This is a genomic window from Sphingomonas faeni (assembly GCF_023195535.1).
Lineage (GTDB): Bacteria > Pseudomonadota > Alphaproteobacteria > Sphingomonadales > Sphingomonadaceae > Sphingomonas > Sphingomonas faeni_B.
Map to the genome: position 1 here is coordinate 1 of NZ_JALPNF010000006.1, position 25,714 is coordinate 25,714.

18 protein-coding genes and 2 tRNA genes are annotated in these 25,714 nt (G+C 66.0%); 12 read left to right on the forward strand and 8 right to left on the reverse strand.

The features are described from left to right. Nucleotides 1-147: 147 nt before the first annotated feature. Nucleotides 148-234 (reverse strand) — tRNA-Leu (locus SPHN_RS12180). Nucleotides 235-346: 112 nt separating this feature from the next. On the opposite strand from SPHN_RS12180, the gene SPHN_RS12185 reads away from it, so the two are divergent. The 6 genes from SPHN_RS12185 (at nucleotide 347) to SPHN_RS12210 (ending at nucleotide 9,632) form a co-directional block, all read left to right on the forward strand. Next, on the forward strand, nucleotides 347-1,300 hold the full coding sequence (locus SPHN_RS12185) for a complex I NDUFA9 subunit family protein (protein ID WP_248523694.1): 954 nt from the start codon (nucleotides 347-349) through the stop codon (nucleotides 1,298-1,300). Between the two features lie 50 nt (nucleotides 1,301-1,350). Further along, nucleotides 1,351-2,160, forward strand: coding sequence for an undecaprenyl-diphosphate phosphatase (locus tag SPHN_RS12190; RefSeq protein WP_248523696.1), 810 nt, complete (start codon nucleotides 1,351-1,353; stop codon nucleotides 2,158-2,160). Between the two features lie 151 nt (nucleotides 2,161-2,311). Next, nucleotides 2,312-3,754: an NAD(P)-dependent oxidoreductase gene (locus SPHN_RS12195; protein ID WP_248523698.1), complete on the forward strand. Its 1,443-nt coding sequence runs from the start codon at nucleotides 2,312-2,314 to the stop codon at nucleotides 3,752-3,754. A gap of 20 nt (nucleotides 3,755-3,774) precedes the next feature. Next, on the forward strand, nucleotides 3,775-8,277 hold the full coding sequence (gene gltB, locus SPHN_RS12200; protein ID WP_248524024.1) for a glutamate synthase large subunit: 4,503 nt from the start codon (nucleotides 3,775-3,777) through the stop codon (nucleotides 8,275-8,277). A gap of 346 nt (nucleotides 8,278-8,623) precedes the next feature. Further along, nucleotides 8,624-9,298 (forward strand): glutathione S-transferase family protein, encoded by a 675-nt coding sequence (locus SPHN_RS12205; RefSeq protein ID WP_187504475.1) that lies wholly within the window; start codon nucleotides 8,624-8,626, stop codon nucleotides 9,296-9,298. Continuing rightward, nucleotides 9,285-9,632, forward strand: a complete 348-nt coding sequence (locus SPHN_RS12210; protein WP_248523700.1) for a tRNA-binding protein — start codon at nucleotides 9,285-9,287, stop codon at nucleotides 9,630-9,632. The genes SPHN_RS12205 and SPHN_RS12210 overlap by 14 nt, the downstream gene beginning before the upstream one ends. A gap of 143 nt (nucleotides 9,633-9,775) precedes the next feature. On the opposite strand, the gene SPHN_RS12215 is transcribed toward SPHN_RS12210, so the two are convergent. Then, complete coding sequence (locus SPHN_RS12215; protein WP_187504477.1) at nucleotides 9,776-10,447, reverse strand: OmpA family protein; 672 nt, start codon at nucleotides 10,445-10,447, stop codon at nucleotides 9,776-9,778. Nucleotides 10,448-10,630: 183 nt separating this feature from the next. On the opposite strand from SPHN_RS12215, the gene SPHN_RS12225 reads away from it, so the two are divergent. Next, nucleotides 10,631-11,932 carry a hemolysin family protein gene (locus SPHN_RS12225; protein WP_248523702.1) on the forward strand — a complete coding sequence of 434 codons (1,302 nt, stop codon included), beginning with the start codon at nucleotides 10,631-10,633 and terminating at the stop codon, nucleotides 11,930-11,932. A 331-nt stretch (nucleotides 11,933-12,263) separates the two neighbouring features. Here the strand turns inward: SPHN_RS12225 and SPHN_RS12230 are convergent, their stop codons facing one another. The 3 genes from SPHN_RS12230 to purD form a co-directional block, all read right to left on the reverse strand. Beyond that, nucleotides 12,264-13,499 (reverse strand): MlaA family lipoprotein, encoded by a 1,236-nt coding sequence (locus SPHN_RS12230; RefSeq protein ID WP_248523704.1) that lies wholly within the window; start codon nucleotides 13,497-13,499, stop codon nucleotides 12,264-12,266. Between the two features lie 145 nt (nucleotides 13,500-13,644). Next, a complete protein-coding gene (locus SPHN_RS18440; RefSeq protein WP_282580561.1) occupies nucleotides 13,645-14,436 on the reverse strand; it encodes a hypothetical protein in 792 nt (263 codons plus the stop codon). Between the two features lie 199 nt (nucleotides 14,437-14,635). Continuing rightward, complete coding sequence (purD, locus tag SPHN_RS12240; RefSeq protein WP_248523706.1) at nucleotides 14,636-15,901, reverse strand: phosphoribosylamine--glycine ligase; 1,266 nt, start codon at nucleotides 15,899-15,901, stop codon at nucleotides 14,636-14,638. Here purD and xseA point away from each other — a divergent pair. The 3 genes from xseA to SPHN_RS12255 are packed head-to-tail and all read left to right on the forward strand — an operon-like array spanning nucleotide 15,900 to nucleotide 18,415. Next, on the forward strand, nucleotides 15,900-17,324 hold the full coding sequence (gene xseA, locus SPHN_RS12245; RefSeq protein WP_248523708.1) for an exodeoxyribonuclease VII large subunit: 1,425 nt from the start codon (nucleotides 15,900-15,902) through the stop codon (nucleotides 17,322-17,324). The two genes, purD and xseA, sit on opposite strands and share 2 nt — an antisense overlap. Nucleotides 17,325-17,336: 12 nt before the next feature. Next, the gene (locus tag SPHN_RS12250) at nucleotides 17,337-17,537 is read left to right on the forward strand and encodes a DUF2093 domain-containing protein (protein ID WP_132897415.1); all 201 of its coding nucleotides are present in this window, start codon (nucleotides 17,337-17,339) and stop codon (nucleotides 17,535-17,537) included. 14 nt (nucleotides 17,538-17,551) lie between these two features. Continuing rightward, nucleotides 17,552-18,415 (forward strand): M23 family metallopeptidase, encoded by an 864-nt coding sequence (locus SPHN_RS12255; protein ID WP_282580565.1) that lies wholly within the window; start codon nucleotides 17,552-17,554, stop codon nucleotides 18,413-18,415. On the opposite strand, the gene SPHN_RS12260 is transcribed toward SPHN_RS12255, so the two are convergent. Next, the gene (locus SPHN_RS12260) at nucleotides 18,389-18,907 is read right to left on the reverse strand and encodes a hypothetical protein (protein ID WP_248523710.1); all 519 of its coding nucleotides are present in this window, start codon (nucleotides 18,905-18,907) and stop codon (nucleotides 18,389-18,391) included. The genes SPHN_RS12255 and SPHN_RS12260 overlap by 27 nt on opposite strands. Nucleotides 18,908-19,175: 268 nt before the next feature. Here SPHN_RS12260 and SPHN_RS12265 point away from each other — a divergent pair, with 268 nt between their 5' ends. After that, nucleotides 19,176-22,115, forward strand: coding sequence for a TonB-dependent receptor domain-containing protein (locus SPHN_RS12265; RefSeq protein ID WP_248523712.1), 2,940 nt, complete (start codon nucleotides 19,176-19,178; stop codon nucleotides 22,113-22,115). Between the two features lie 126 nt (nucleotides 22,116-22,241). Next, nucleotides 22,242-22,505 (forward strand): hypothetical protein, encoded by a 264-nt coding sequence (locus tag SPHN_RS12270; RefSeq protein ID WP_248523714.1) that lies wholly within the window; start codon nucleotides 22,242-22,244, stop codon nucleotides 22,503-22,505. 226 nt (nucleotides 22,506-22,731) lie between these two features. Here SPHN_RS12270 and clpB read toward each other — a convergent pair whose 3' ends face one another. Further along, nucleotides 22,732-25,308 (reverse strand): ATP-dependent chaperone ClpB, encoded by a 2,577-nt coding sequence (gene clpB, locus SPHN_RS12275; RefSeq protein ID WP_248523716.1) that lies wholly within the window; start codon nucleotides 25,306-25,308, stop codon nucleotides 22,732-22,734. A gap of 279 nt (nucleotides 25,309-25,587) precedes the next feature. Continuing rightward, nucleotides 25,588-25,662 (reverse strand) — tRNA-Thr (locus SPHN_RS12280). Between the last annotated feature and the right edge of the window lie 52 nt (nucleotides 25,663-25,714).

The following is a 25,714-nucleotide window of genomic DNA, read 5'->3' on the forward strand; positions in this document are numbered from 1 at the left end:
AGCAAGAATGGCCCTCCACACGGACGGTTTTGCGGGATTTTTGACCTGACGATGGGTCATTTTCCCGTAGCAATTTGGGGTAGCAGATGCTCTCTGGGGACCGTTTTGTGGACGATCCCCGAGAGATTTCAAGCACTTGAGGAGTGCTGGTGCCCGGAAGAGGACTCGAACCTCCACGACCTTGCGATCGCCAGCACCTGAAGCTGGTGCGTCTACCAATTCCGCCATCCGGGCACGGGGTAGGAGGGCGCCTCTAGTGGAGGGTCGCGATGCTTGTCAACACGCCTCTTGCTGGGGCAAGGGGTTATTCGCGAATGGGCAGGCAAAACAAAGTGGACGGACGGCGATGAACGACAAACTGGTGACGCTGATCGGGGGCGGCGGTTTCGTCGGCCGCTATGTCGCGCAGGCGCTGCTGGCGTCGGGCGCACGTGTCCGCATCGCGCAGCGCGATCCGCGGCAGGCGTTCTTCCTGAAACCGCTCGGCGGGCTCGGCCAGACGCAGTTCGTCGGCGCCGACGTCACCAAGCCCGAGACGATCGCGCATGCGATCCACGGCTCGGATGTAGTGGTGAATTTGGTCGGCGTGCTCGCGGGCGATTTCCAGCGGATCCAGGCGCTCGGCGCGCAGACGGTCGCAAAGGCTGCGGCCGAGGCCGGTGTCGGTGCGCTGGTGCATGTCTCGGCGATCGGTGCGGATCCGGAGTCCGCCTCGGCCTACGGCAAGTCGAAGGGGCAGGGCGAGGCGGCCGTGCTCGCGGCGTTCCCGACCGCGACGATCCTGCGGCCGTCGATCGTGTTCGGCCAGGAAGACCAGTTCGTGAATCGCTTTGCCGGCATGATCGCCAAGGCGCCGGTGGTGCCTGTGCTGCGCGCCGGGGCGAAGTTCCAGCCGGTTTTCGTTGGCAATGTCGCCGATGCGATCGTCGCGGCGGCGTCGACGCCCGAGACGTTCGGCGGGCAGACGCTGGAACTCGGCGGGCCCGACATCATCACGATGGGGAATCTGATCCGCTGGATCGCAAAGACGATCGGCCGTAATCCGTCGATTGTGGAGCTTCCGGACTTTGCCGGTGCGCTGATCGCGAGAGCCGGTTTCCTGCCGGGGGCGCCGATCACCAAGGACCAGTGGACGATGCTGCAGAGCGACAATGTCGTCACCGGCGCCGACGGACTGGCGGCGTTCGGGATCGAAGCGACGCCGTTGTCGACGGTCGCGCCGGGCTGGCTGGTGCGTTTTCGCAAGGCCGGACGGTTCGGTCGGCGCGCCGAAACGCGCGCGGAAGTCCACCCAAGCTGAACCCGCCCGTGCTACGTCTTTCCTAACACCCGCGACGCCGGAGCGCCTGCTTGACCGAACTTCTTACCGTCATCCTCCTCGGCATCGTCGAGGGGATCACCGAATTCCTGCCTGTCTCGTCGACCGGGCATCTGATCCTGGCGACGCGGCTGCTGGGTTATGATGCGGGGCGCTGGGAGGTGTTCAACGTCGTCATTCAGCTCGGCGCGATCCTCGCGATCGTCGTGCTGTACTGGCGGACGTTCTGGGCGGTCGGCATGGGGCTGATGAAGCGCGAGCCCAAGTCGTGGCTGTTCCTGCGCAACCTGGTCGTGGCCTTTATTCCGGCGGCGGTGATCGGGTTGGCGTTGCATAAGTATATCGAGGCGCTGCTCGGCAATGCCGAGGTCGTCGCGATTGCGCTGATCGTGGGCGGCTTCGCGATCCTCGCGGTCGAGCGGTTCGCGCCGCGCAGCGACATTAGCGGCGTCGCGGACATCCCGCTGAAGACCGTGATCGGGATCGGCTTCCTCCAGTGTCTTGCGATGATCCCGGGCGTCAGCCGGTCGGGCGCGACCATCCTCGGCGCGCTGGCGCTGGGCGTCGAGCGGCGCACTGCGGCGGAGTTCAGCTTCTTTCTCGCGATCCCGACGATGCTGGGCGCGAGTGCGCTCGAACTGCTGAAGAACCGCGAGGCGATCGCGAGCGGTGGCGGCGTCGGGCTGGGCGCGATCGCGATCGGTGCCGCGGTGTCGTTCGTCGTTGCGCTGCTGGTGGTAAAGTGGTTCGTCGGGATCGTCACGAAGCACGGGTTCGTGCCGTTCGCCTTGTACCGGGTGGTGGCGGGTTCGGCAGCGCTAATCTGGCTGCTCAGCAAGTAGGTCCGCTTCGGTATCAATAAGACTTGTTGAGACCGTCTATCAGAAAAACCTGGTAATTATTAAGTTTTATCAGGCAGTATAACTTACCTAAATGCTGTTTTAGCCGTGACAAGCATCCGATCGCGCAATAACGCGGCTGTCGGAGGCTATCATGGCGAACGATTCGATGCTCAAATTTGTCGGCCGGGAGCAATCCTATCCCGCCAAGCGCACTGCGGAAGAGCGGACCGACGATTTCCGTGAAATCGCGCAACGCTATGCGGCCGAACCCGCTGAAGAGCAGGCCGGGCGCTGTTCGCAGTGCGGCGTACCGTATTGCTCGGTCCATTGCCCGCTGCACAACCACATTCCCGATTGGCTCCGGTTGACCGCGGAAGGGCGCCTCCGCGAGGCGTACGAACTCAGCAACGCGACCTCAACGATGCCCGAGATCTGCGGCCGGATCTGCCCGCAGGACCGGTTGTGCGAAGGCAATTGCGTCATCGAGTTCACCGGACACGGCGCCGTTACGATCGGCTCGGTCGAGAAGTTCATCACCGACACCGCCTGGGAAAATGGCTGGGTCGAGCCGCTGGTCCCCGGCAAATCGCGCGGCCAGTCGGTCGGCGTGATCGGCGCGGGGCCGGCTGGCCTGACCGCAGCGGAATATCTGCGTGGGCACGGCTATGACGTTCATGTCTACGATCGCTACGATCGCGCCGGCGGATTGCTCACCTACGGCATCCCAGGCTTCAAGCTCGAAAAGCCGATCGTCATGCGCCGCGTCGAGCGGCTCAAGGCGGCGGGCATCGTCTTCCACGAGGACTTCGCGGTCGGTCACGATGCGAGCCTCGACGATCTCCGCCAGCGCCACGACGCGATCCTGATCGCGACCGGCGTGTACAAGGCGCGTGCGATGGACCTGCCGGGTGGCGGGTCGAACGGCGTGGTCCCAGCGCTCGACTTCCTCGTCGCCTCGAACCGCAAGGGCTTTGGCGACGCGGTCCCTGCATTTGACGACGGCAGCCTCAATGCCGAGGGCAAGGACGTCGTCGTGATCGGCGGCGGCGACACCGCGATGGACTGCGTCCGCACGGCGATCCGCCAGGGCGCCAAGTCGGTGAAATGCCTTTACCGCCGCGACCGCGCGAACATGCCCGGCTCGCAGCGGGAGGTGGCCAACGCCGAGGAGGAGGGCGTCGAGTTCGTCTGGCTGTCGGGGCCGCAGAGCTTCGATGGCGGTGACGTGGTGTCGAGCGTGAAGGTACGGAAAATGCGTCTCGGTGCGCCTGACGCGAGCGGCCGCCGCGCGCCCGAACCCGATCCCGCGGGCGATTATTCGGTGAACGCCGATCTCGTCATCAAGGCGCTCGGCTTCGACGCCGAGGACCTGCCAAGCTTGTTTGCGACCCCTGAGCTGGGCGTTAGCCGCTGGGGTACCGTCCTTGTCGACGGCAAGACGCTGATGACCTCGCTCGACGGCGTGTTCGCGGCGGGGGACATCGTCCGCGGCGCGAGCCTGGTGGTGTGGGCGATCCGCGACGGCCGCGATGTGGCGGCGACGATGCACAAATGGCTGAAGACCAAGGCGGCGAACGCGAAGGTGGCGGCATGAGCAACGAACAGGGTTCCCCGATGATCGATCAACGCGCCCGCTTGGCTGCTGAAGGCATGTACCGTCCCGAGTTCGAAGGCGATGCGTGCGGCGTGGGCCTCGTCGCCGCCACCGACGGGCGCGCGTCGCGCCGCGTCGTGCAGTCGGCGGTCGATGCGCTGAAGGCGGTGTGGCACCGCGGCGCTGTCGATGCGGACGGCAAGACGGGCGATGGTGCCGGGCTGCATATCGACCTGCCGCTGCGGTTCTTCGACGATGCGGTCGCGGCGTCGGGGCACAAGGTGCGTCCGAACCGGCTCGCGGTGGGGATGATCTTCCTCCCGCGTACCGATCTCGGCGCGCAGGAGGATTGCCGGACGATCGTCGAGAGCGCGATCATCGAGGCGGGCTATACCATCTATGGCTGGCGGCAGGTGCCGGTCGACGTGTCGGTAATCGGCCAGAAGGCGCAGGCGACGCGCCCCGAGATCGAGCAGATCATGATCGCCGGACCGCTGCCCGAAGAGCAGGACGCCGCCGAGTTCGAAAAGACGTTGTATCTGGTCCGCCGGCGGATCGAGAAGCGCGTGATCGCGGCGCAGATCCAGGGCTTCTACATCTGCTCGCTGTCGTGCCGGTCGATCATCTACAAGGGGCTGTTCCTCGCGGAATCGCTGTCGGTGTTCTACCCGGACCTGTGCGACCAGCGCTTCGAGAGCCGTGTCGCGATCTTCCATCAGCGCTATTCGACCAACACCTTTCCGCAATGGTGGCTGGCGCAACCGTTCCGCTGCCTCGCGCATAACGGCGAGATCAACACGATCCGCGGCAACAAGAACTGGATGCTCAGCCACGAGATTCGCATGGCTAGCCTCGCGTTCGGCGACAATTCGGAGGACATCAAGCCGGTGATCCCCGCCGGCGCGTCCGACACCGCCGCATTGGATGCCGTGTTCGAGGCGATCTGTCGCTCGGGCCGCGATGCGCCGACCGCCAAGCTGATGCTCGTCCCCGAAGCCGCTAGCCCGGATATGCCGCCCGAGCATACCGCGATGTACCAGTATCTCGCGTCCGTGATGGAGCCGTGGGACGGCCCCGCCGCGCTGGCAATGACCGATGGCCGCTGGGCGGTCGCGGGCATGGATCGCAACGCGCTGCGTCCGCTCCGCTATACGCTGACCTCCGACGGCCTGCTGATCGTCGGCTCCGAGAGCGGCATGGTCGTCGTTCCCGAATCAACGATCGTCGCGAAAGGCCGGCTTGGACCGGGCGAGATGATCGCGGTCGACCTCGACGAAGGTCGCCTGCTCCAGGACCGCGAAGTGAAGGATCGCATCTCGGGCGAGGCGGACTACGCCGCGATGATCGGCGAATTCCACACGCTCGCCGACTTGCCGTCGGTCGAGGATGCGGTCGTGCGCTATGAGCGCGCAGAACTCGCGCGGCGTCAGGTCGCCGCGGGGCAGACGATGGAGGACATGGAGCTGATCCTGTCGCCGATGGTCGAATCCGCCAAGGAAGCGATCGGCTCGATGGGCGACGACACGCCGCTCGCGGTCATCTCGGACAAGCCGCGCCTCATCAGCCAGTTCTTCCGCCAGAATTTCAGCCAGGTGACCAACCCGCCGATCGATCCGTTGCGCGAGCGCCACGTGATGTCGCTGAAGACGCGGTTCGGCAATCTTGCCAACATCCTCGACGTGCGCGACCAGCGCGAGCGCGTGCTGGTGCTCGATTCGCCGGTGCTGACGGGCGAGCATTGGGCGCGGCTGAAGGCGCATTTCGGGAGCGCGGTCGCCGAGATCGACTGCACGTTCGAGGTCGGCGGCGGGCCGGAGAAGCTGCGCGCGGCGATCCAGCGGATCCGCAACGAGGCCGAACAGGCGGTGCGGCAGGGCAAGAGCGAGATATTCCTCACCGACGAGGCGATTTCCGAGGACCGTGTCGGTATCGCCGGGGTGCTCGCGGTGGCGGCCGTCCATACGCATCTCGTGCGGCGGGGCCTGCGCTCCTACGCGTCGATCAACGTCCGTTCGGCTGAGTGCCTCGACACGCATTATTACGCCGTGCTGATCGGCGTCGGCGCGACCACCGTGAACGCGTATCTGGTCGAAGCCGCGATCGTTGATCGGCAGTCGCGCGGGCTGTTCGGCGATCTGGAGCTGGCCGAATGCCTCCGCCGCCACCGCGTCGCGGTTGAGGAGGGGTTGCTCAAGATCATGTCGAAGATGGGCATCGCGGTCATCTCGTCCTACCGCGGCGGGTATAATTTCGAAGCCGTCGGGCTGTCGCGCAGCCTGGTCAACGACCTGTTCCCCGGCATGCCCGCGAAGATCAGCGGCGAGGGCTATGCGTCGCTGCACGTCAACGCGACCGACCGTCACGAGGCAGCGTTCGATCCGGCGGTGGCGACGTTGCCGATCGGCGGCTTCTATCGCCAGCGTCACACCGGCGAGACGCACGCCTATTCCGCGCAACTGATGCATCTGCTCCAGACCGCGGTCGCGACCGACAGCTATACGAGCTATCTGCAATTCTCGCGCGGCGTGTCCGACCTGCCGCCGGTGTATTTGCGCGATCTGCTCCAGTTCAACTTCCCCGCGGAAGGGGTGCCGGTCGACCAGGTCGAGGCGATCACCGAGATCCGCAAGCGTTTCGTGACGCCGGGCATGTCGCTGGGGGCGCTGTCGCCCGAGGCACACGAGACGCTGGCGATCGCGATGAACCGGATCGGCGCCAAGGCCGTGTCGGGCGAGGGCGGCGAGGACAAGTCGCGCTTTGTGCCGTATGCGAACGGCGACAATGCGAACTCGACGATCAAGCAGATCGCGAGCGGGCGGTTCGGCGTGACCGCGGAATATCTGAACGCGTGCGAGGAGATCGAGGTCAAGGTCGCACAGGGCGCCAAACCCGGCGAGGGCGGGCAGCTGCCCGGCTTCAAGGTGACCGAGTTCATCGCCAAACTGCGTCATGCGACGCCCGGCGTGACGCTGATCTCGCCGCCGCCGCATCACGACATCTACTCGATCGAGGATCTCGCCCAGCTCATCTACGACCTGAAGCAGATCAATCCGCGCGCTCGCGTCTGCGTGAAGCTAGTCTCGTCGGCGGGCATCGGCACCGTGGCTGCGGGCGTCGCCAAGGCACATGCCGACGTGATCCTGATCGCCGGCCATGTCGGTGGGACAGGCGCTTCCCCACAGACGTCGATCAAATATGCCGGCACGCCGTGGGAAATGGGGCTGTCGGAGGTCAACCAGGTGCTGACGCTCAACGGCCTGCGCGGTCGCGTGCGGTTGCGCACTGATGGCGGGCTGAAGACCGGGCGCGACATCGTGATCGCCGCTATCCTGGGGGCGGAGGAGTACGGGATCGGGACGCTCTCGTTGGTGGCGATGGGCTGCATCATGGTGCGGCAGTGCCATTCGAACACGTGTCCGGTCGGGATCTGCACGCAGAACGACGCGCTGCGGCAGAAGTTCGTGGGGACGCCGGAGAAGGTGATCAACTTGATGACCTTCATCGCCGAGGAGGTGCGCGACATCCTCGCGCGGCTCGGCGTGAAGAGCCTCGACGATGTGATCGGCCGCACGGAACTCCTGCGGCAGGTCAGCCGCGGGGCTGAGCATCTCGACGATCTCGATCTCAACCCGATCCTGGCGAAGGTCGATGCCGACGATTCGCAGCGGCGGTTCTCGCTGTCGACGTTCCGCAACGAGGTGCCCGACAGCCTCGACGCGCAGATCATCAAGGATGCGGCGGCGGTGTTCTCGCGCGGGGAGAAGATGCAGCTGACCTATTCGGTGCGCAACACGCACCGCGCGGTGGGGACGCGATTGTCGAGCGAGATAACGCGCAAGTTCGGGATGTCGACGCTGGCGGACGATCACGTCACGATCCGGTTGCGGGGGTCGGCGGGGCAGTCGCTCGGTGCGTTCCTGTGCAAGGGGATCACGCTCGAGGTGTTCGGCGATTCGAACGACTATGTCGGCAAGGGGCTGTCGGGCGGCACGATCATCGTGCGGCCGGCGGTGAGTTCGCCGCTCGCGAGCCAGGACAACACGATCATCGGCAACACCGTGCTGTACGGCGCGACGTCGGGCCGGCTGTTCGCGGCGGGGCAGGCGGGTGAGCGCTTCGCGGTGCGCAATTCGGGCGCGAGCGTGGTCGTGGAGGGCTGTGGCGCGAACGGCTGCGAATACATGACCAACGGTATCGCTGTGGTGCTGGGCAAGGTCGGCGCGAACTTCGGCGCGGGCATGACCGGGGGGATGGCGTTCGTCTACGATCCCGACGGCACGTTCGAAAAGCGCGCCAACCCCGAGAACATCACCTGGGACCGCGTGAAATCGCTGCACTGGGCCGACGTCCTGCTCGACCTGGTCCGCGACCATGCCGACACCACTGACAGCAAATGGTCCAAGGGCCTGCTCGAGGACTGGGATCGCGTCGCGCCGCATTTCTGGCAGATCGTCCCGAAGGAAATGCTCACCCGCCTGAGCCATCCGCTCGACGACAGCGCGGAGTTGGTTGCGGCGGAGTAAGCGACGCCACACAAGCACCACCCCGACGAAGGCCGGGGCCCAGTTGGGGCACGTCGCAAACGAAGGACAGCGCTTCGTTACGGCGACCTTTCCAACTGGGCCCCGCCCTTCGCTGAAAGGGTGTAGTAAGCTGGTTTCGCGCAGAGGCGCAGAGGACGCCGAGGGGTTTCGCCCGGAACGGGCTGCTTGCATGCCGACGGACCTTGTTCACATGCGCGCTTCGCGACAAGCGCAACAACTCTGCGCTCTCTGCGCCTCTGCGCGAACAAAATCTTCTTGCCACAAACACAACGCCGACCAACCCGCGCTAGTGACACGGCCGCCCCCAACCGCCTAAACGAAGAGTATGTGGCAGCTTTATCAATTTCCCCTGTGTCCCTTTTCGCGAAAGGTGCGCCTGCTGCTGGGCGAGAAGGGAGTCGGCTACGAACTCGTCCGCGAATCGCCTTGGGATCGCCGCGACGAGTTCATGGACATGAACCCCGCCGGCCAGACCCCGGTGATGGTCGACGCGTCGCGCGGCGTGGCCCCGCTGATCGATTCGATGGCGATCTGCGAATTCTTCGAGGAAACCGTCGAGAAGGCGGCGATGATCAACGGCACCGCGACCAACCGCGCCGAGATTCGCCGTTTGGTCACGTGGTTCGATACGCATTTCTACCGCGACGTCACCGGCCCACTGCTCCACGAGCGCATGGTCAAACGCCTCGCGCACCGCGCCGCGCCCGACGCCAAGGGCCTGCGCGAGGCGATGAAGGCCGCGGTCGGGCATCTCGATTACATGGACTACCTGCTCGATCACCGGAACTGGCTCGGCGGCGCGACGATGAGTCTCGCCGATCTGGCCGCCGCCGCGCAGATTTCGGTCACCGATTATCTCGGCGGGATCGACTGGAAGGGCCATGACCAGACCGCCCGCTGGTACCGCGGCTTCAAGAGCCGCCCGAGCTTCCGCCCGCTGCTGTCCGAACGGATGGAGCTGATCTCACCCCCGGCGCACTACGACAATGTCGATTTCTGACCCGGTCGCGTTCGCAGACTTCGAGAAGGTCGACATCCGCGTCGGCACGATCGTCGAGGCCGAACCGTTCCCCGAAGCGCGCAAGCCCGCGTTCAAGCTCCGGATCGATTTCGGCGCCGAGATCGGCGTGAAGCGCTCGTCCGCGCAGATCACCGAACATTATACGCCGGAAACACTGGTCGGCCGCCAGGTTGCGGCGGTGGTCAACTTCCCGCCGCGCCAGATCGGCCCGATGATGTCGGAGGTTCTGACGCTTGGCTTCCCCGACGCGGATGGGAAGGTCGTGCTGATATCGCCGAGCCAAGACGTACCGAACGGCGGACGACTCTTCTGAAAAAGATCCTCCCCCGCCAGGGGGGAGGTGGCTGGCCTTTGCCAGACGGAGGGGAGGAAAGGGAAACCGCTGTTCCGTGTCCTCCCCCTCCGTCACCTTCGGCGACACCTCCCCCTGGCGGGGGAGGATCGCAAGGGCGCTTATTACCGCATGTCACTCTGCGTGATCGGGACGATCTTCACCTCGACGCGGCGGTTCGCAGCGCGACCCGCATCGGTATCGTTCGACGCGATCGGCTGCGTCTCGCCGTAACCGCGCGTGCCGATGCGGGCCGTCTGGACACCGTGCCCCGCCAGATAATCCGCGACCGAGCGCGCCCGGCGTTCCGACAGCGTCTGGTTGTACGCGTCGCTGCCGGTCGAATCGGTGTGGCCGTACACGTCGATATAGGTCTGGTTATACTGCGACAGCGTGTCCGCGACCTGATCGAGCGTACGCTGGAACTGCGGCTGCACCGTCGCGCTGTCATAGGCAAAGGTGATGCCCGACGGGATGTTGAGCACCAGGTCGTCGCCCTGGCGGATCACCTGCACGTCGGTTCCTGCGGTCCGCGCGCGCAGGTCGCGCTCCTGCTTGTCCATGTACGCGCCGATACCCGCACCCGCCAGGCCGCCGATGCCCGCGCCGAGCAGCTTCTCGGTACGGTCGCGACGACCGCCGACCACGTCGCCGAGCAAATAGCCGCCGAGTGCGCCGCCGATGCCGCCCAGGGCAGTCTTTGAAATCGTCTGGCGACCGGTCTCCGGATCGGTGGTGCAGCCGCTGGTGGCGATCAATGCGGCGATTGCGGCACCTGCGAACATCTTGGTTTTCATAGATAAACTCCCTGAGACATGATCGATGACGGCGTTATGCCCGATACGGCCGATAACCCGGTGTAGCGACGATTGTTCCGCCTGCGCACTGAACCGAGCCTGACCATCTTGGTGGCGTAATGTCGAGCATGTGCAAGGACGGTTGTGCGACGGGCCGTTGTCCTGCAAAGAGACGGCGAGCCAATGGCACCGCTTCCCCCCTTCCCCTGGATCGACGTCGCGATCATCCTCGCGCTGGTCGCGTTGAACGGTGTGTTCGCGATGAGCGAGCTCGCGATCGTCTCCGCGCGGAAAGCGCGGCTCGAGGCGATGGCGCGCCAAGGCAAGAAGGGCGCGCGCGCCGCGCTGGTGCTCGCGGCCGACCCGGGCAAGTTCCTGTCGACGGTCCAGATCGGGATCACGCTGATCGGCATCCTGGCCGGTGCCTATTCGGGCTCCAGCCTCGGCATGCCGACCGCCGCGCGGCTGCAGGCCTGGGGGCTGTCCGCCTCGACCGCCGAGACCGTCGGGTTCGCGATCGTCATCGGCCTGACCACCTATGCGTCGCTGATCATCGGCGAGCTGGTCCCCAAGCAGTTCGCGCTCCGGGCGCCAGAGGCGATCGCCTCGTTCATGGCGCCGGTGATGCGCTGGCTCGCGATCGGCACCGCGCCGATCGTGCTGGTGCTCGATTCGACCAGCGCGCTGATCTTCAAGCTGCTTCGGCTCAACCGCGAATCGGAAGAACACGTTACCGCCGAAGAGCTCCACATGATCGTCGCCGAGGCGTCGAAGTCGGGGATCATCGAGGAGCATGAGCGTTCGATCATCTCGGGCGTCGTCCGCCTCGCCGACCGCCCGGTCCGCGAAGTGATGACGCCGCGCACCGAGATCGACTGGCTCGACTGCGACTGGGGCCCCGACGAGATCCGCGAAACTTTGCTCGCGTCGCAGCACACCCGCCTGCCGGTCGGCGAAGGCTCGATCGACGCGGTCAAGGGCGTGGTCCAGGCGCGCGACATCGCCGCGGCGCTGTTCCGCGGCGAACCGATCGACCTGCGCGCGCTGATGCGCAAGGCGCCGGTCGTGATCGACCAGATCGACGCGATGGACGCGCTGCTGGCGCTGCGTGAGGCCGAGGTGCCGATGGCGCTGATCCACGACGAATACGGCCATTTCGAAGGCATCGTCACGCCGGCCGACCTGCTCGCGGCGATCGCCGGCGAGTTCAAGTCGGACTCGGATCCGGACGACGCGCCCTCGGTGGTGGTCCGCGACGACGGCTCGCTGCTGGTGGCGGGGACGATGGCGGCGGATTCGCTGGCCGATCGCCTCGGTATAGACCTGCCCGAGGACCGCGACTACGCGACGGTTGCCGGGCTGGCGCTGTCGGTGTTCCGCCATCTGCCGGGGGAGGGCGAGAGCTTCGTCGAGCAGGGGTGGAAGTTCGAGATCGTCGATCTGGATGGGCGGCGCATCGACAAGCTGCTGGTGAGTGAAGTCTGAGGGGAAGGTTCTCCTGCGTTGCCAGGAGAACTCACGGTGCATGGGCGAGCCTGCCGCCTCCAAATCCCGTCATCCCAGCGGAAGCTGGGATATCCCCGTTTGATGCGCGATCTATCCTAATCAGGAGACCCCAGCGTACGCTGGGGTGACGAGCGTTGGGGCGCCCCTCCGTTCGTCTTGAGTGGCTGCTGAGCTTGTCGAAGCGGCGTATCGAAGGACAGGTTGGCGCGCGGAACCTGTGCTTCGATACGAGCCCTCGATACGCTCCTGACGGAGCTACTCGGTCTCTACTCAGCACGAACGGAGAGGGGGGGTAAGGCACCTCCTTCGTTCAGGGACGAGCTTCGGATCCGCTAGTCGCGTCGCCACCGGGAGCAGCAGTCGCGGGCGCCGCCGCAGGTACACCAACGCCGGGAGCCGCCACCGCGGGCGCCGCCGCCGGCACATCGACGGCAGGCGCACCGCTGGAACTCTCGCCCGGCACCGCCGAGACCGTCCCCGAATCGGCCGCGGCGCCCGGCTCCAGATACTTCGGCACGAACGGCACCACGCTCGGCGGCGGCCCCGACATGCCCGCCGGATCGCCCTCGACGCGCCCGTGGAGATGGTCGATCTCCGCCTGGCGCCGGTTGAGATAAAAGGCCCGCGTCGCCGCGTACGGATCGGGCGAATTGTTGTGCAGGTCCTTGAGCGTCTGATCGAACTCCGACCGGTGATCGAGCGCACCGAGGATACCCGCGGGAATCGTGTAGGTCGCGCTGGTGAACGGCTTGCCGACGCCGACCGGCAGGATCAGGCGATCGACCGCGCCGCCGAGAAGGTCGCGCACCGTCGTCGGTCCGACCAGCGGCAGGAACAGGAACGGGCCGTTCTTCACGCCGTAATAGCCGAGCGTGTTGGCGAACCCGTTCGAGCGCCTGGGCAGGCGGAACGGCTTGCGCTTGGCCATGTCGATCACGCCGACCGCGCCGATCGTCGAGTTTATCGCGAACCGCCCGACCGTCTCCGCCGCCTTGCCCGGCTTGAGCTGCAGCAGGAAATTCAGGAAGACGATCGGCTCGCGCAGATTGTAGAGGAAATTGTGGATGCCGCGCCGGATCGGGCTCGGCACGGTCTTCTTGTAGGTCCGCGCGACCGGGCCGATCACCGCGTCGTCGACTTTCTGCGTCACCGCGAACGACTCGGCGTTGGCCGCGCGCAGCGGATCGCTCGCGCTCTCCTTGCGGCCGGTGACGATGATGTCGGTCTGCGTGCCACGCTCGGTCGCCGGCGTGCGCAAGGGTGGCGCGCGCAACGGTGGCGGGCCGACCGGAGGAATCGCCTGCGTGGGAAGCCCCTGCGGCGAAAACTCGACGGCTGGAAGCGAGCCGATCAGGGCCAAAGGGGACGTTGCCATCGATATCGGCAACGATACGGGAATTGTTACGGGGATCGACGCCGGTACGGGGAAATCGCCGGCGAACGGCGATGGCGTCGCGCCGGGCACAGCGACCGGTCCGGCGACCGGTCCGGTCGTCGGAAGCACCGGCGCGGTGGTCAGCAGCATCGCACTCATCATTGCCAGCATGTGCACTCATCGCCCTGTCTAATACCGCCCTCATACTTCGAGGTACGACACCGCGTGACATGCCCGTCGCCGCCCGCGCGGCATAGAGCCAATCGACATCCGCCGCGTGCGCGTGTCGTGCTGCCGGTCGATCGACCGACGCGGGTTACAGCTTGCCGAACACCGCCTCGAAGCCTGCCTTGTCGCCGGCCGCCAGCAACCGCGCCTGTTCGATCCAGCGATCGCGCCCCATCCGTCCGGTGAAATTGCCGAGCTGTGCGTCGATCGACTGCGCCTCGCTCTCCGACAGCGCGGCCATCTGGCCGACCGTCGTGACGCCGAGCGCGCCGAGCTGCGTCGCGACCTTGGGCCCGAGTCCCTTCAACTGCGTCACCGGACCATCGGCATAGGATTGCGCCGACACGGGAGGGGCGATCGGGGCGGATTCGGCTGGGGCCGGCACCGCTGGCTCGGGAGCCGGGCTGGGCGCCAACTGCGTGGGGGCGGGGGCCGGTTCGTCGATGATCGGCGGCTGCGGCGCGGCGGGCGCGGCCGTGCGCTCGATCGTGGGCGATGGCGATGGCGATGGCGCGGGCGAGGGCGATGGCGATGGTGCCGGGGTAGGAGCGACCGTCCGCGTTTGCGTCTGGGACTGCTCGGCCCTGCGCGGCTCGGCCCCGTGCGGCGGGGCTGGAGCCAGCGCGACGGGTGCCGGCTCGGGAGCTGGCGCGCGCGGCGACTCGACCGGTACCGGAGCAACGCCGGCTTCCTTGGCATTCGCGATCACGTCGCGCGACGCCTTCACGCGGCTGCGTTTCGCCTTGATGCCCCAGATCAGGCCGATCACGACGAGCATCGCCACCACGGCGATGATCGTGAAGTGGATCGCGGTCAGCGTGGCGATGCCGTCGGGCAGCAGGCTCATGCCCGAGGCGGAGGTCGCGGAAGTTTCGTTCATGCTCATACTCGTAGCGCCACGCGAGGGAGGCGGCGAGAGGTAATTGGGTTAGGTAGCCATGTCTGATCCTCCCCCGCCAGGGGGAGGTGTCGCCGAAGGTGACGGAGGGGGAGGACGCGGAACAGGGGTTACCCTTTCCTCCCCCTCCGTCTGGCAAGCGCCAGCCACCTCCCCCTGGCGGGGGAGGATCAGACGTGCATCAAGCCTCGCGCGCGATCTCGCGCCAGCCGATGTCGCGGCGGTAGAAGCCTTCCGCGAAATCGATCGCCTCGACCGCGCGATAGGCGTTCGCCTGCGCCGTCGCGACGTCGTCGCCGGTCGCCGTCACCGCGAGGACTCGCCCGCCCGACGCGACCAGCCCGCCGTCCTCGAGCCGCGTGCCCGCATGGAACACCGTGCCGCCAGCCGCCCGCGCCGAATCCAGCCCGACGATCGCGCCGCCCGCCTTGGGCGTCCCCGGATAGCCCTCAGCCGCCATCACCACCGTCAGCGCAGTCTCGTCGCTGAACTTCGCCGCCGGCATATCGCCGAGCCGTCCTTCCGCCACCGCCAGCATCGTCGCGAGCAGGTCGCCCTGGAAGCGCATCATCAGCACCTGCGTCTCGGGATCCCCGAACCGCGCATTATATTCGATCAGCTTCGGCCCCTGCGGCGTCAGCATCAGCCCCGCATACAGCACGCCGCTGAAGGGCATGCCTTCCGCTGCCATCGCCGCGACGGTCGGCGCGACGATCTCGTCGATCGCGCGCTTTTCCAGCGCAGGCGTCAGCACGAGCGCTGGGCTGTATGCGCCCATCCCGCCGGTGTTCGGCCCGGTATCGCCCTCGCCAACGCGCTTGTGATCCTGCGCGGAGCCGAACGGCATCAGCGCCACGCCGTCGGTCAGCACGAAAAGGCTCGCCTCCTCGCCCTCCAGGAATTCCTCGATCACCGCCTCGGCTTCCCCGTCGGCGAACAGCGCGTCGAGCGCGGCATCTGCCTCGGCGGCGCTGAACGCGATGACCACGCCTTTGCCCGCAGCGAGGCCGTCCGCCTTGATGACGACCGGCAGCGAGAAGGTGCGGGCGAGCGCGGCATCCGCCTCTGCGCGGGTCTTCACGCGGACATAGCCCGCGGTCGGAATGCCGGCGCGCAGGCACAGGTCCTTGGTGAAGCCCTTCGACCCCTCGAGCTGCGCCGCCGCCTTCGACGGCCCGAACACCGGAATGTCCGCCGCGCGGCAAGTGTCCGCCAGCCCGTCGACCAGCGGCGCTTCCGGCCCGATCACGACCAGCCCGACCTCATGCTCGCGCACGAACGCGACGACCGCGGCATGATCCGTCGCATCCAGCGGCACGAGCGTCGCAATGCGCGCGATCCCGGGGTTGCCCGGCGCGGCATACAGCGTATCGAGGCCGCGAGATTGCACCAGCTTCCACGCGAGCGCATGTTCGCGACCCCCCGAGCCCAGCAGCAGGACGTTCATGCCCGATCCCTTTTCCGATGAATTGTCCAGCGACATGGGGCGGCTGGTAGCCGAGCAAGTCCCCGGCGACAACGCACTGGCGATGTCGGTCGGCGAACTCTCCTTCAAGCTGAAGCGTATGGTCGAGGGCGAGTTCGGCCATGTCCGGCTGCGCGGCGAGATCTCGGGCTGGAAGCGCGTCGCGTCGGGGCATTGCTATATGTCGCTCAAGGACGACCAGGCGGTGATCGACGGCGTCATCTGGAAGGGCAATGCGTCGAGCCTCGCCTTCGTGCCGCAGGACGGCATCGAGGTGATCGCGACCGGCAAGCTCACCACCTATCCCGGCCGCTCCAAATACCAGATCGTCATCGAGCGGATGGAGCTGGCAGGCGCGGGCGCGCTGATGGCGCTGCTCGAAAAGCTGAAGGCGAAGCTGGCGGGCGAGGGGCTGTTCGACGGTACGCGGAAGAAGGCGCTGCCGTTCATGCCGAAGGTGATCGGCGTCGTCACCTCGGGGACGGGCGCCGTCATCCGCGACATCCTCCACCGGCTCGAGGATCGCTGCCCGACGCACGTCATCGTCTGGCCGGTCAAGGTGCAGGGCGAGGGTTCCGCCGCCGAGATCGCCGCCGCCGTCCGCGGGTTCGACGCGCTGGTCCCCGGCGGTCCGGTACCGCGGCCCGATCTCGTGATCGTCGCGCGCGGCGGTGGCTCGGTCGAGGATCTGTGGTCGTTCAACGAGGAGGTCGTCGTGCGTGCTGTGGCGGCGTGCACGATCCCGATCATCTCCGCCGTGGGCCACGAGACCGACACGACCTTGTGCGATTTCGCCGCCGACCTCCGCGCGCCGACGCCGACCGCGGCGGCCGAGATCGCGGTGCCGGTGCTCGCCGACCTGCGGCTGACGATCGACAGCCACCGCAACCGCACCGAACGCTGCGCCCGCCGTCATGTCGAGCGCGGTCGCGAGCGCCTCGACGCGCTGGCGCGGCTGCTGCCGAAGCGCGACCAGTTGCTCGGGCCGCAACGCCAGCGTGCGGACGATTTCGGCCAGCGTCTGGATCGTGGGCTGGAGCGTCGCCTGACCTTGGCGCGCGGCAGTCTCGACCGCTCGGGCGCCGCACTCCGGCCCGCCACGCTCGAGCGTAAACTCGAAGCCAAACGCGCGCAGCTCGACGCGACCTGGCGCCTCGTCCAGTCGCTCAACCCCGACGCGATCCTCGACCGCGGCTATGCCCGCGTCACCGCGCGTCCCGGCGGCGAGACGCTCGCCTCCGCCAAATCGGCGCGCGACGCGGGGACGCTGACGCTCCACTTCCGCGACGGTGTGGTCGACGCGGTCACGGACACCGGCCTTGAGCGCCCCGCCGCCAAAACCTATGCTGCCCCCAAGGCGAAGGCCGCGCCCGATCCGGCGCCACGCCAGCCCACCCTGCTGTAGAGAAGACCCGCAATGCTGATGTCCAACTCCGACCGCGCCGCGCGGCTGCATTATATGGCCAACGGATTCCGCGTGCTCAGCCCGGGCGACCACGTCCCCTGCGCCGCCACCGGCCACCGCATTGCGCTGGAGGATCTGCGCTACTGGAGCGTCGCCCGCCAGGAAGCCTATTCGACTGCAGCGGCAGCCAGCGAAGCGATGGCGCCCCGGTGATCCAAGTGGCGATGATGCGGGCGGCGTTGCTCGTCCTGCTGGCCGCGACCAGCGCCACCGCCCAGCAACCGCCGCCCCCGACTACCGCAAGCCAATCCGCCTTCCGCTGGACCGGCACGCTCAGCCAGGGCGGCCTGATCCTGGGCACCGCTCCCGCCGGTACGCGCTCGGTCGCGCTCGACGGCAAGCCGATCGCGCTATCCCCGGACGGTCGCTTCCTCGCCGGTTTCGACCGCGACGCCGGCCCGCAAGCCTCGCTGACCGCGACGCTCGCGGACGGTCGCAGTGTTACGCAAAGTCTCACGATCGCGCCGCGCGCCTGGCGGATCGAGCGCCTCGACACGCTTCCGAAATTCCCCGCACCCGACCCGGTGTTCGCGAAACTCCGCCCGCCCGAACTCGCGCAGATCGTCGCCGCCCGCGCTCGCACCACGGATGCACAGGGCTGGCGCCAGTCCTTCGCCTGGCCTGCCACCGGCCGCATATCCGGCCTGTTCGGTTCGCAACGCGTCTACAAGGGCGAGCCCGGCAGCTATCACTCGGGCACCGACATCGCCAAACCAACCGGCGCGATCGTCACCGCCCCCGCCGGCGGCGTCGTGATCCTCGCCGCCGACCGCCCCTTCACGCTGGAGGGCAACCTCCTGATGCTCGACCACGGCATGGGCCTCAACAGCGCGTTCCTGCACTTGTCCCGCATCGACGTGAAACCCGGCGACTACGTGCGCCAAGGCCAACCGATCGGCGCCGTCGGCATGACCGGCAGGGCGACGGGCCCGCACCTCCATTGGAGTCTCAAATGGGGTGATGCGAAACTGGACCCGATGCTGGCGGCGGGGGCGATGCCGGGCTCAGCGCAATCGCTTCACGAGAACTGAGCGTCCCTTGCCGATTGTCGCGCGATAACCGCCGAGCGAGGCCTGTTTTACCAAGATCGCGGTGCCAGGCCTGGGCGGGGCGGGGATCGCATCGATGGTCTGCCATTCGGTGCCGTCCGCCAGGCGTAAATTCCAGCGGCCGGTACTGGCGGCGGCTATGGCCGATCGGATCGTCGAATCGAGCTGGTCGACTTTGGTCGCCTTGTCCGCGGCACCTCCCCCGAAAAGATCGGTTGGACGACTAGGCAGGCCGAACCCCGCCCGCTTGTCCGCGACCACCTGCTTGCGGTCGATCACGAGGATATCGCCGGATCGCTCGGCGATGCTCGCCGATGCCGCCGCCGCGTCAAAGCACGCAAGACGTTCGGCGTCGGCCTGGATTGCCCGGCAGCGTACGATTCCCGTCAGCGGATTGGCTAACCGGCCATCCTGCGCAACGGCGGTAACGGAGAACAGAAGGCCGGCGAGCCCGAGCGGTCTTAAGAAACCCATGTCGTTGCATCCGCTGTGCGTGAAGATCGATGTCTGTCGACTTTGCCGATCGAAGTCGAGCGTCCTCTCCACATCCCCCGAGACCCCGGGTGTTGCGAACCCGTATGAGTGTGACACAAATGGTACAATCGATCAAAAATAGGCGGAATGGAACCGATCGACGTTGTGCAATCGCGGTAATGTACGCAATCTTCGGTCATCCGCGGCATGCCGCCGGTGCGATTGTTCGGCCCGAACCCTAACAGGGCGGCCAAATAAAGGGGTTTATATGACGAACATTTTCCGGGGGCGCTTGCTCGCCTCGAGCCTTTTGGTGGGTATTGCGTTGGTTGCGAGCACCTCTGCGCACGCGCAGGACGCTGGCCAGATCTCCACGCCCAACGGCGCTGCGCCCGCCGAGGGCCAAGATGCGGCTGCGAATGGCGGTGACATCGTCGTTACCGGTACGCTGGTTCGTAATCCAAACCTGGTTCAGTCGTCGCCGATCAATTCGGTGACCTCGGAGGAGCTGCAGCTTCGCCAGACCAACGTCGCCGAACAGTTCCTGCGCGAACTGCCCGGTGTCGTCCCTTCGATCGGCAGCGCCGTGAACAACGGCAACGGCGGCGCATCGTTCGTCGATCTTCGTGGCCTTGGTACGAACCGCAACCTCGTCCTTCTCGATGGTCGGCGTATCGCGCCGTCGGGTCTGGCCGGCGTGGTCGATCTAAACAACATCCCCCTCGCGTTGGTCGAGCGTACGGACATTCTGACCGGTGGTGCGTCCACCACCTACGGTGCAGACGCAGTGGCCGGCGTCGTCAACTTCGTGACCAAGCGCGATTTCTCGGGCGTCGAAGCAAACATCAGCAATCAGATCACCGAGCGCGGTGATGGCAATGTGTTCCGCGCAGACCTGACCATCGGTGCGAACTTCGGCGATGGGCGCGGCAACGCGGTGTTCAGTGTCGGCTATCAGCAAGCGGATCCCGTCACGCAGGGCAAGCGCGACTTTTCCGTCAACAACATCGATTCGTACACCGGCTTGGCAGGTGGGTCGGGCACGACCGTTCCTGGACGCTTCACCGGCCTGGGCCTGGGTACGAACCAGCAGATCGATCCAGCTACCGGCCGGCTGGTCCCAACCTTTGCTCTGTTCAATTTCAACCCGCAGAACATCTTCCAGACGCCGTTCACGCGCTACAACATGTTCGGCGCGGCGCATTATGAAGTAACGCCAGGCATCGAGATTTATAACCGTGGCCTCTTCTCGCGCAACACGGTGCAGACCGTCATCGCGTCGTCCGGCACGTTCGGCAACTCGCTGACGATGAACTACTCGAATCCCTATTTGCCTGCCGCAGCGCGTGGCCAGATCTGTTCAGCAAACGGTCTGACCGTGGCACAGTGCAACGCAGCGGCGTCCGCCGCCCCCGGCAGCGCGGACTATCGCACCTTCACGACCGTTGCTTCACGGCGCTTCGTCGAAGCCGGGCCGCGCCTGTCGACCTACACCACGACGGTGTTCGACTATCAGGCAGGTATCCGCGGCGACATCACCGACACGATCGGCTTCGATTTTGGCGGTAACTACGGCGAGAGCGAGAATGTTCAGCGCCAGACCGGAAACGGCACGCTGACCCGTTTGCGTCAGGCCTCGCTGGCGACTAGCACCACCGCGTGCGTCGATCCGTCGAATGGCTGCGTGCCGATCAATCTGTTCGGTGAAGCCGGAACGATCACTCCCGATCAGCTCGGCTATCTTCTGGGTGTCACGAACAGCACGCTGACCCGCACGACGATCGCGCAGGTTCACGGCGTTGTGAATGGCGATTTCGGCGTGGCCAGCCCGTTCGCAACGCAGGCGATTTCGTTCGCGCTCGGTGCCGAGTACCGCAAGTACACCGCGGCGGTGATCTCCGACGAACTGACGCAGCGCCCGAACGAAGTGCTGGGCAACGGCGCGGCATCGCCCGACGTCGCCGGCCAGTACAACGTCAAGGAAGCGTTCGGCGAGTTGATCATGCCGCTCGTCGAGGACAAGCCGTTCTTCCACAGCCTGACGCTGGAAGCCGGTGGCCGTGTTTCCGACTATTCGACAGCCGGAACCAACTGGACTTGGAAGGTAGGCGGCTCCTGGGAGCCCGTCACCAGCCTGAAGATCCGCGGTAACTACCAGAAGGCGGCGCGTGCGCCGAATATCGGCGAGCTGTTCTCGCCACTGGTCACCGGTCTCGACAATTCGGCCCTAGATCCCTGCGCGGGTGCGGGTGTAACCGCCGGCAGCGCCTTGGGTGGCGTTTGCGCCGCCCAGATCGTTGCTGGTGGTGCCACGCAGGCTCAGGCCAATGCTCTCGTGGGCAACATTCCTTTGCCGTCGGCCGGGCAGGTTAACATCAGGCAGGGCGGCAACGCCGCTCTGGGTGTGGAAACGGCCAACACTTGGACGGTCGGCGCCGTGTTCCAGCCCGAATTCGTGCGCGGCTTCAATATCAGCGTCGATTACTTCAACATCAAGGTTCGCGATGCGATCACCTCTCCGACGGTCGGCGATGTGCTTGGTGCCTGCTACACGCCGCTTCAGGCAGCAACCTCGCTCGGCTGCCAGGCGATATCGCGTAATCCGCTCGACGGCAGCCTGAACGGCAGCGCCGATGGCTTGTCGGTGCCGCTTTCGAACCTGGGTCGCCTCACGACCGACGGTATCGATGTGGCGGCGAACTACCGCAGCGATCTGGGCTTCGGTAGCCTGGCACTGTCGTTCATCGGCACCTGGACAAACAGCAGGAAGTTCCAGGCGACTCCGACGTCCATCAACCGCGAATGCGTCGGCTACTACAGCGTGAACTGCGGCTCGATCCAGCCGGAGTTCAGCTTCAACCAGCGGACCACGCTGACCATCGGTGCGGCAGACGTCTCGCTGTTGTGGCGCTATGTCGATGCGGTGAAGTACGAGCCGCTCGCACTCGCAGACGACATTGCTGCGGGCGGTGGTCCGTTGGATCGGTTCCAGCGCATCGGTGCGGAGCATTATTTCGATCTGACGACCCGGTTCGGCGTCACCGACAATTTCGACCTGACGCTGTCGGCAATGAACCTGCTCGACAACAAGCCGAAGGTTGTTGGTTCGACGCTCGGCGCGACGGCCTATAACAGCGGCAACGTCTATCCCTCGACGTACGACGCCCTGGGTCGCCGTTTCGCAGCAAGTGCCCGCCTTCGGTTCTGATCTGAGGCGGATCTGACTAACCAACTATATGACGGAGGTGGGCCAGTCCTGCCTCCGTTTTTGTTTGAGCGTGGCGATCGGCGTTGATAGTCTTCGATGTCAGATGGCGTAATCGAAGGAATAGCGATGACGATCAGCATTATCCTGTTGGCGTTGACTGTGGCCGGCGCGCCGCCAGCGCTCCAAAGCAATGCATCGGCCAATGAACCGGCAGCACAAGCGGCTAAAGACGAGCCAAAACCGATCTGCCGTCGCTATGCGCAAGTCGGATCGAACATCGCGCGGCGTAAGGTTTGCATGAGCAAGGCCGAGTGGGACCAGGCGGCCCGCTCCAGCCAGGAGTTGGGACGAAGCATGCTGCCCACCCTGACGGCTCCCGGCGCTCAGTAAAGGGCACATGCCGTTGCTCCGTCCGATTTCCTAGGAGGCGGGGCGCAAGATAGGCAAACGGCAAGTCGGTGCGCTGCGACGACCATGGGACCGTGGTGAACCTAACCTTGTCGGTTCTTCACCACGGTCCTTTAGCAGGTTTCCCGCTAACGACGCGGTGATGGTGCATCCGCGTCGTCAGCGACGGCCGCGTCTGCCCGGATTGCCGCGGACATCGCGGCCTGCCTCAAACCACCAAAACCAGCTTCCCGTCGCCCTCATCGATGTGCACCGTCGAACCGTCCTTCACCTCGCCGCGCAGGATCATGTCAGCGAGCGGGTCCTGCAGATAGCGCTGGACCGCACGCTTCAACGGCCGCGCGCCGTACACCGGATCGTACCCTACACGCCCCAACCAGGCCCGCGCGGCGTCCGTGAGGTCGAGGACGATCTTGCGATCCGCCAACAGCTTGTCGACGCGTGATACCTGGATGTCGACGATCGGCGCCATGTGCGACTGGCCGAGGCGGTGGAACAGGATAACTTCGTCGAGCCGGTTGAGGAACTCCGGCCGGAAGTGCGCGCGGACGATCTCCATCACCTGCGGTTCGACCGACGACACGTCGTCGCCCTCTGCCATGTTCGCCAGATACTGGCTGCCGAGGTTCGACGTCAGGATGATCAGCGTGTTGCTGAAATCCACCGTGCGCCCCTGGCCATCGGTCAGCCGCCCGTCGTCGAGCACCTGCAACAGCACGTTGAACACGTCGCCATGTGCCTTCTCGACCTCGTCGAACAGGATCACCTGGTATGGCCGACGGCGCACCGCTTCGGTCAGCACGCCGCCTTCCTCATAGCCGACATAGCCGGGAGGTGCGCCGATCAGTCGCGCGACCGCGTGCTTCTCCATGAACTCGCTCATGTCGATGCGGACCATCGCGCTGGGGTCGTCGAACAGGAACTCCGCCAGCGCCTTGGTCAGCTCGGTCTTGCCGACGCCGGTCGGTCCGAGGAACAGGAACGACCCCAGCGGCCGGTTAGGATCCTGCAATCCCGCGCGCGCACGGCGGACCGCAGTCGAGACCGCCTTCACCGCGTGCGCCTGGCCGATCACGCGCTTGCCGATCGTCGACTCCATCGCCAGCAGCTTGTCGCGCTCGCCTTGGAGCATCCGTTCGACCGGAATGCCGGTCCAGCGGCTGACCACGCCGGCAATGTCGTCCGCGGTCACTTCCTCGCGTAGCATCGCGCCCTTGGTTGCGCCCGCCGCCTCGTCGAGCTGGCGCTGCAACCCCGGGATAGTGCCGTAGGAAAGCTCGCCCGCCTTGGCGAGGTCGCCCGACCGCTGCGCCTGCTCCAGCTCGAGCCGCGCGGCATCGAGCTGTTCCTTCAGTCGCGCCTCGGCGTTGATCTTGTCCTTCTCGCCCTTCCAGCGCGTCGTCAGCTCGGCGGATTGCTCCTCCAGGTTGACGAGTTCGCCCTCCAGCGTGTCGAGCCGGTCGACCGACGCGTCGTCGGTTTCGCGCTTCAACGCCTCGCGTTCGATCTTGAGCTGGATGATCCGCCGGTCGAGGTTCTCGATCGCCTCGGGCTTCGATTCGACCTCCATGCGGATGCGCGACGCGGCCTCGTCCATCAGGTCGATCGCCTTGTCGGGGAGGAATCGATCGGTGATGTAGCGGTTCGACAGCGTCGAGGCGGCGACGATCGCGCCATCGGTGATCCGCACACCGTGATGGAGCTCGTACTTCTCCTTCAGCCCGCGCAGGATCGAGATCGTGTCCTCGACGGTCGGTTCGCCGACCATCACCGGCTGGAAGCGCCGCTGCAACGCCGGGTCCTTTTCGACGTACTTGCGATACTCGTCGAGCGTGGTCGCACCGACGCAGTGGAGTTCGCCGCGAGCGAGGGCCGGCTTGAGCAGATTGCCCGCGTCCATCGCGCCCTCGGATTTACCCGCGCCGATCAGCTGGTGCATCTCGTCGATGAACAGGATGATGTCGCCCTCGGCGGCCTTCACCTCGTCGAGCACGCCTTTCAAACGCTCCTCGAACTCGCCGCGATATTTCGCACCCGCGATCAGCGAGCCGAGGTCGAGCGACATCAGCCGGCGATCCTTCAGCGTATCGGGCACGTCGCCATTGGCGATCCGCAGGGCTAGCCCTTCCGCGATCGCGGTCTTGCCGACGCCGGGTTCGCCGATCAGCGCGGGGTTGTTCTTGGTCCGGCGCGCGAGGATCTGGATCGTGCGGCGGATTTCCTCGTCGCGGCCGATGACGGGATCGAGCTTGCCGTCGCGCGCCGCCTGGGTGAGGTCGCGCGCGAACTTTTTCAGTGCGTCGTAACGATCCTCGGCGCCCGCGGTGTCGGCGGTGCGCCCTTGACGGACGCTGTTGATCGCGGTGTTCAGACCTTCGGGCGTCACGCCGCCGGCCTTCAGCGCCTTGCCTGCCGCGGTGTTGAGCGACAGTGCGAGCGCGACCAGCAGGCGCTCGACGGTGACGAAGCTGTCGCCCGCCTTGCTTGCGATCTGCTCGGCCTGGTCGAGTACGCGCACCGCGTCGTTGTCGATTCCCGGCGTGGTCTGCGCGCCGGAGCCCGACACGACTGGGATCTTTGCGAGCGCGAGATCGGTTTCCGAGGTCGCGCGCTTGGCGTCGCCACCCGCGGCCGCGATCAGCCCGGCGGCCATGCCCTGCTCATCCTCCAGCAGCGCCTTCAGCAGATGCTCGGGCGCGATCCGCTGATGGTTCATGCGGATCGCCACGGTTTGCGCGGACTGCAGGAAGCCTTTCGCGCGGTCGGTGAATTTGTCGATGTTCATGACGAATTCCTGTGGGTCTTGGTGTCAGTGTCTGGCACTGAAATGGTGTTGTATTTAAGCAACACAAGAGGCAGTGCCGATGCTAGCACCGGACGCGTAGACTGGAATCATAAATCGGACGCGGCGTACGTCGGCCGGACACCGTCGATCCACCATCGGCGCTGTGACTACAGTCTGCCCGAAGCAGGCGCCCGAGGAATACCAGGGTTCGAGATGATTTGTCGGCGCATCCGCATCGTGCTTGTCGAAGCAAACGATGCGGGGCAACAATCAGAAAACTGGTGCTGCCGGTGAGGATTGAACTCACGACCTCAGCCTTACCAAGGATGCGCTCTACCACTGAGCTACGGCAGCACTCGCTGGCATCGCTGCCGGCGGAGTGGGGCTAAGAGACGAGGGCGGGGCG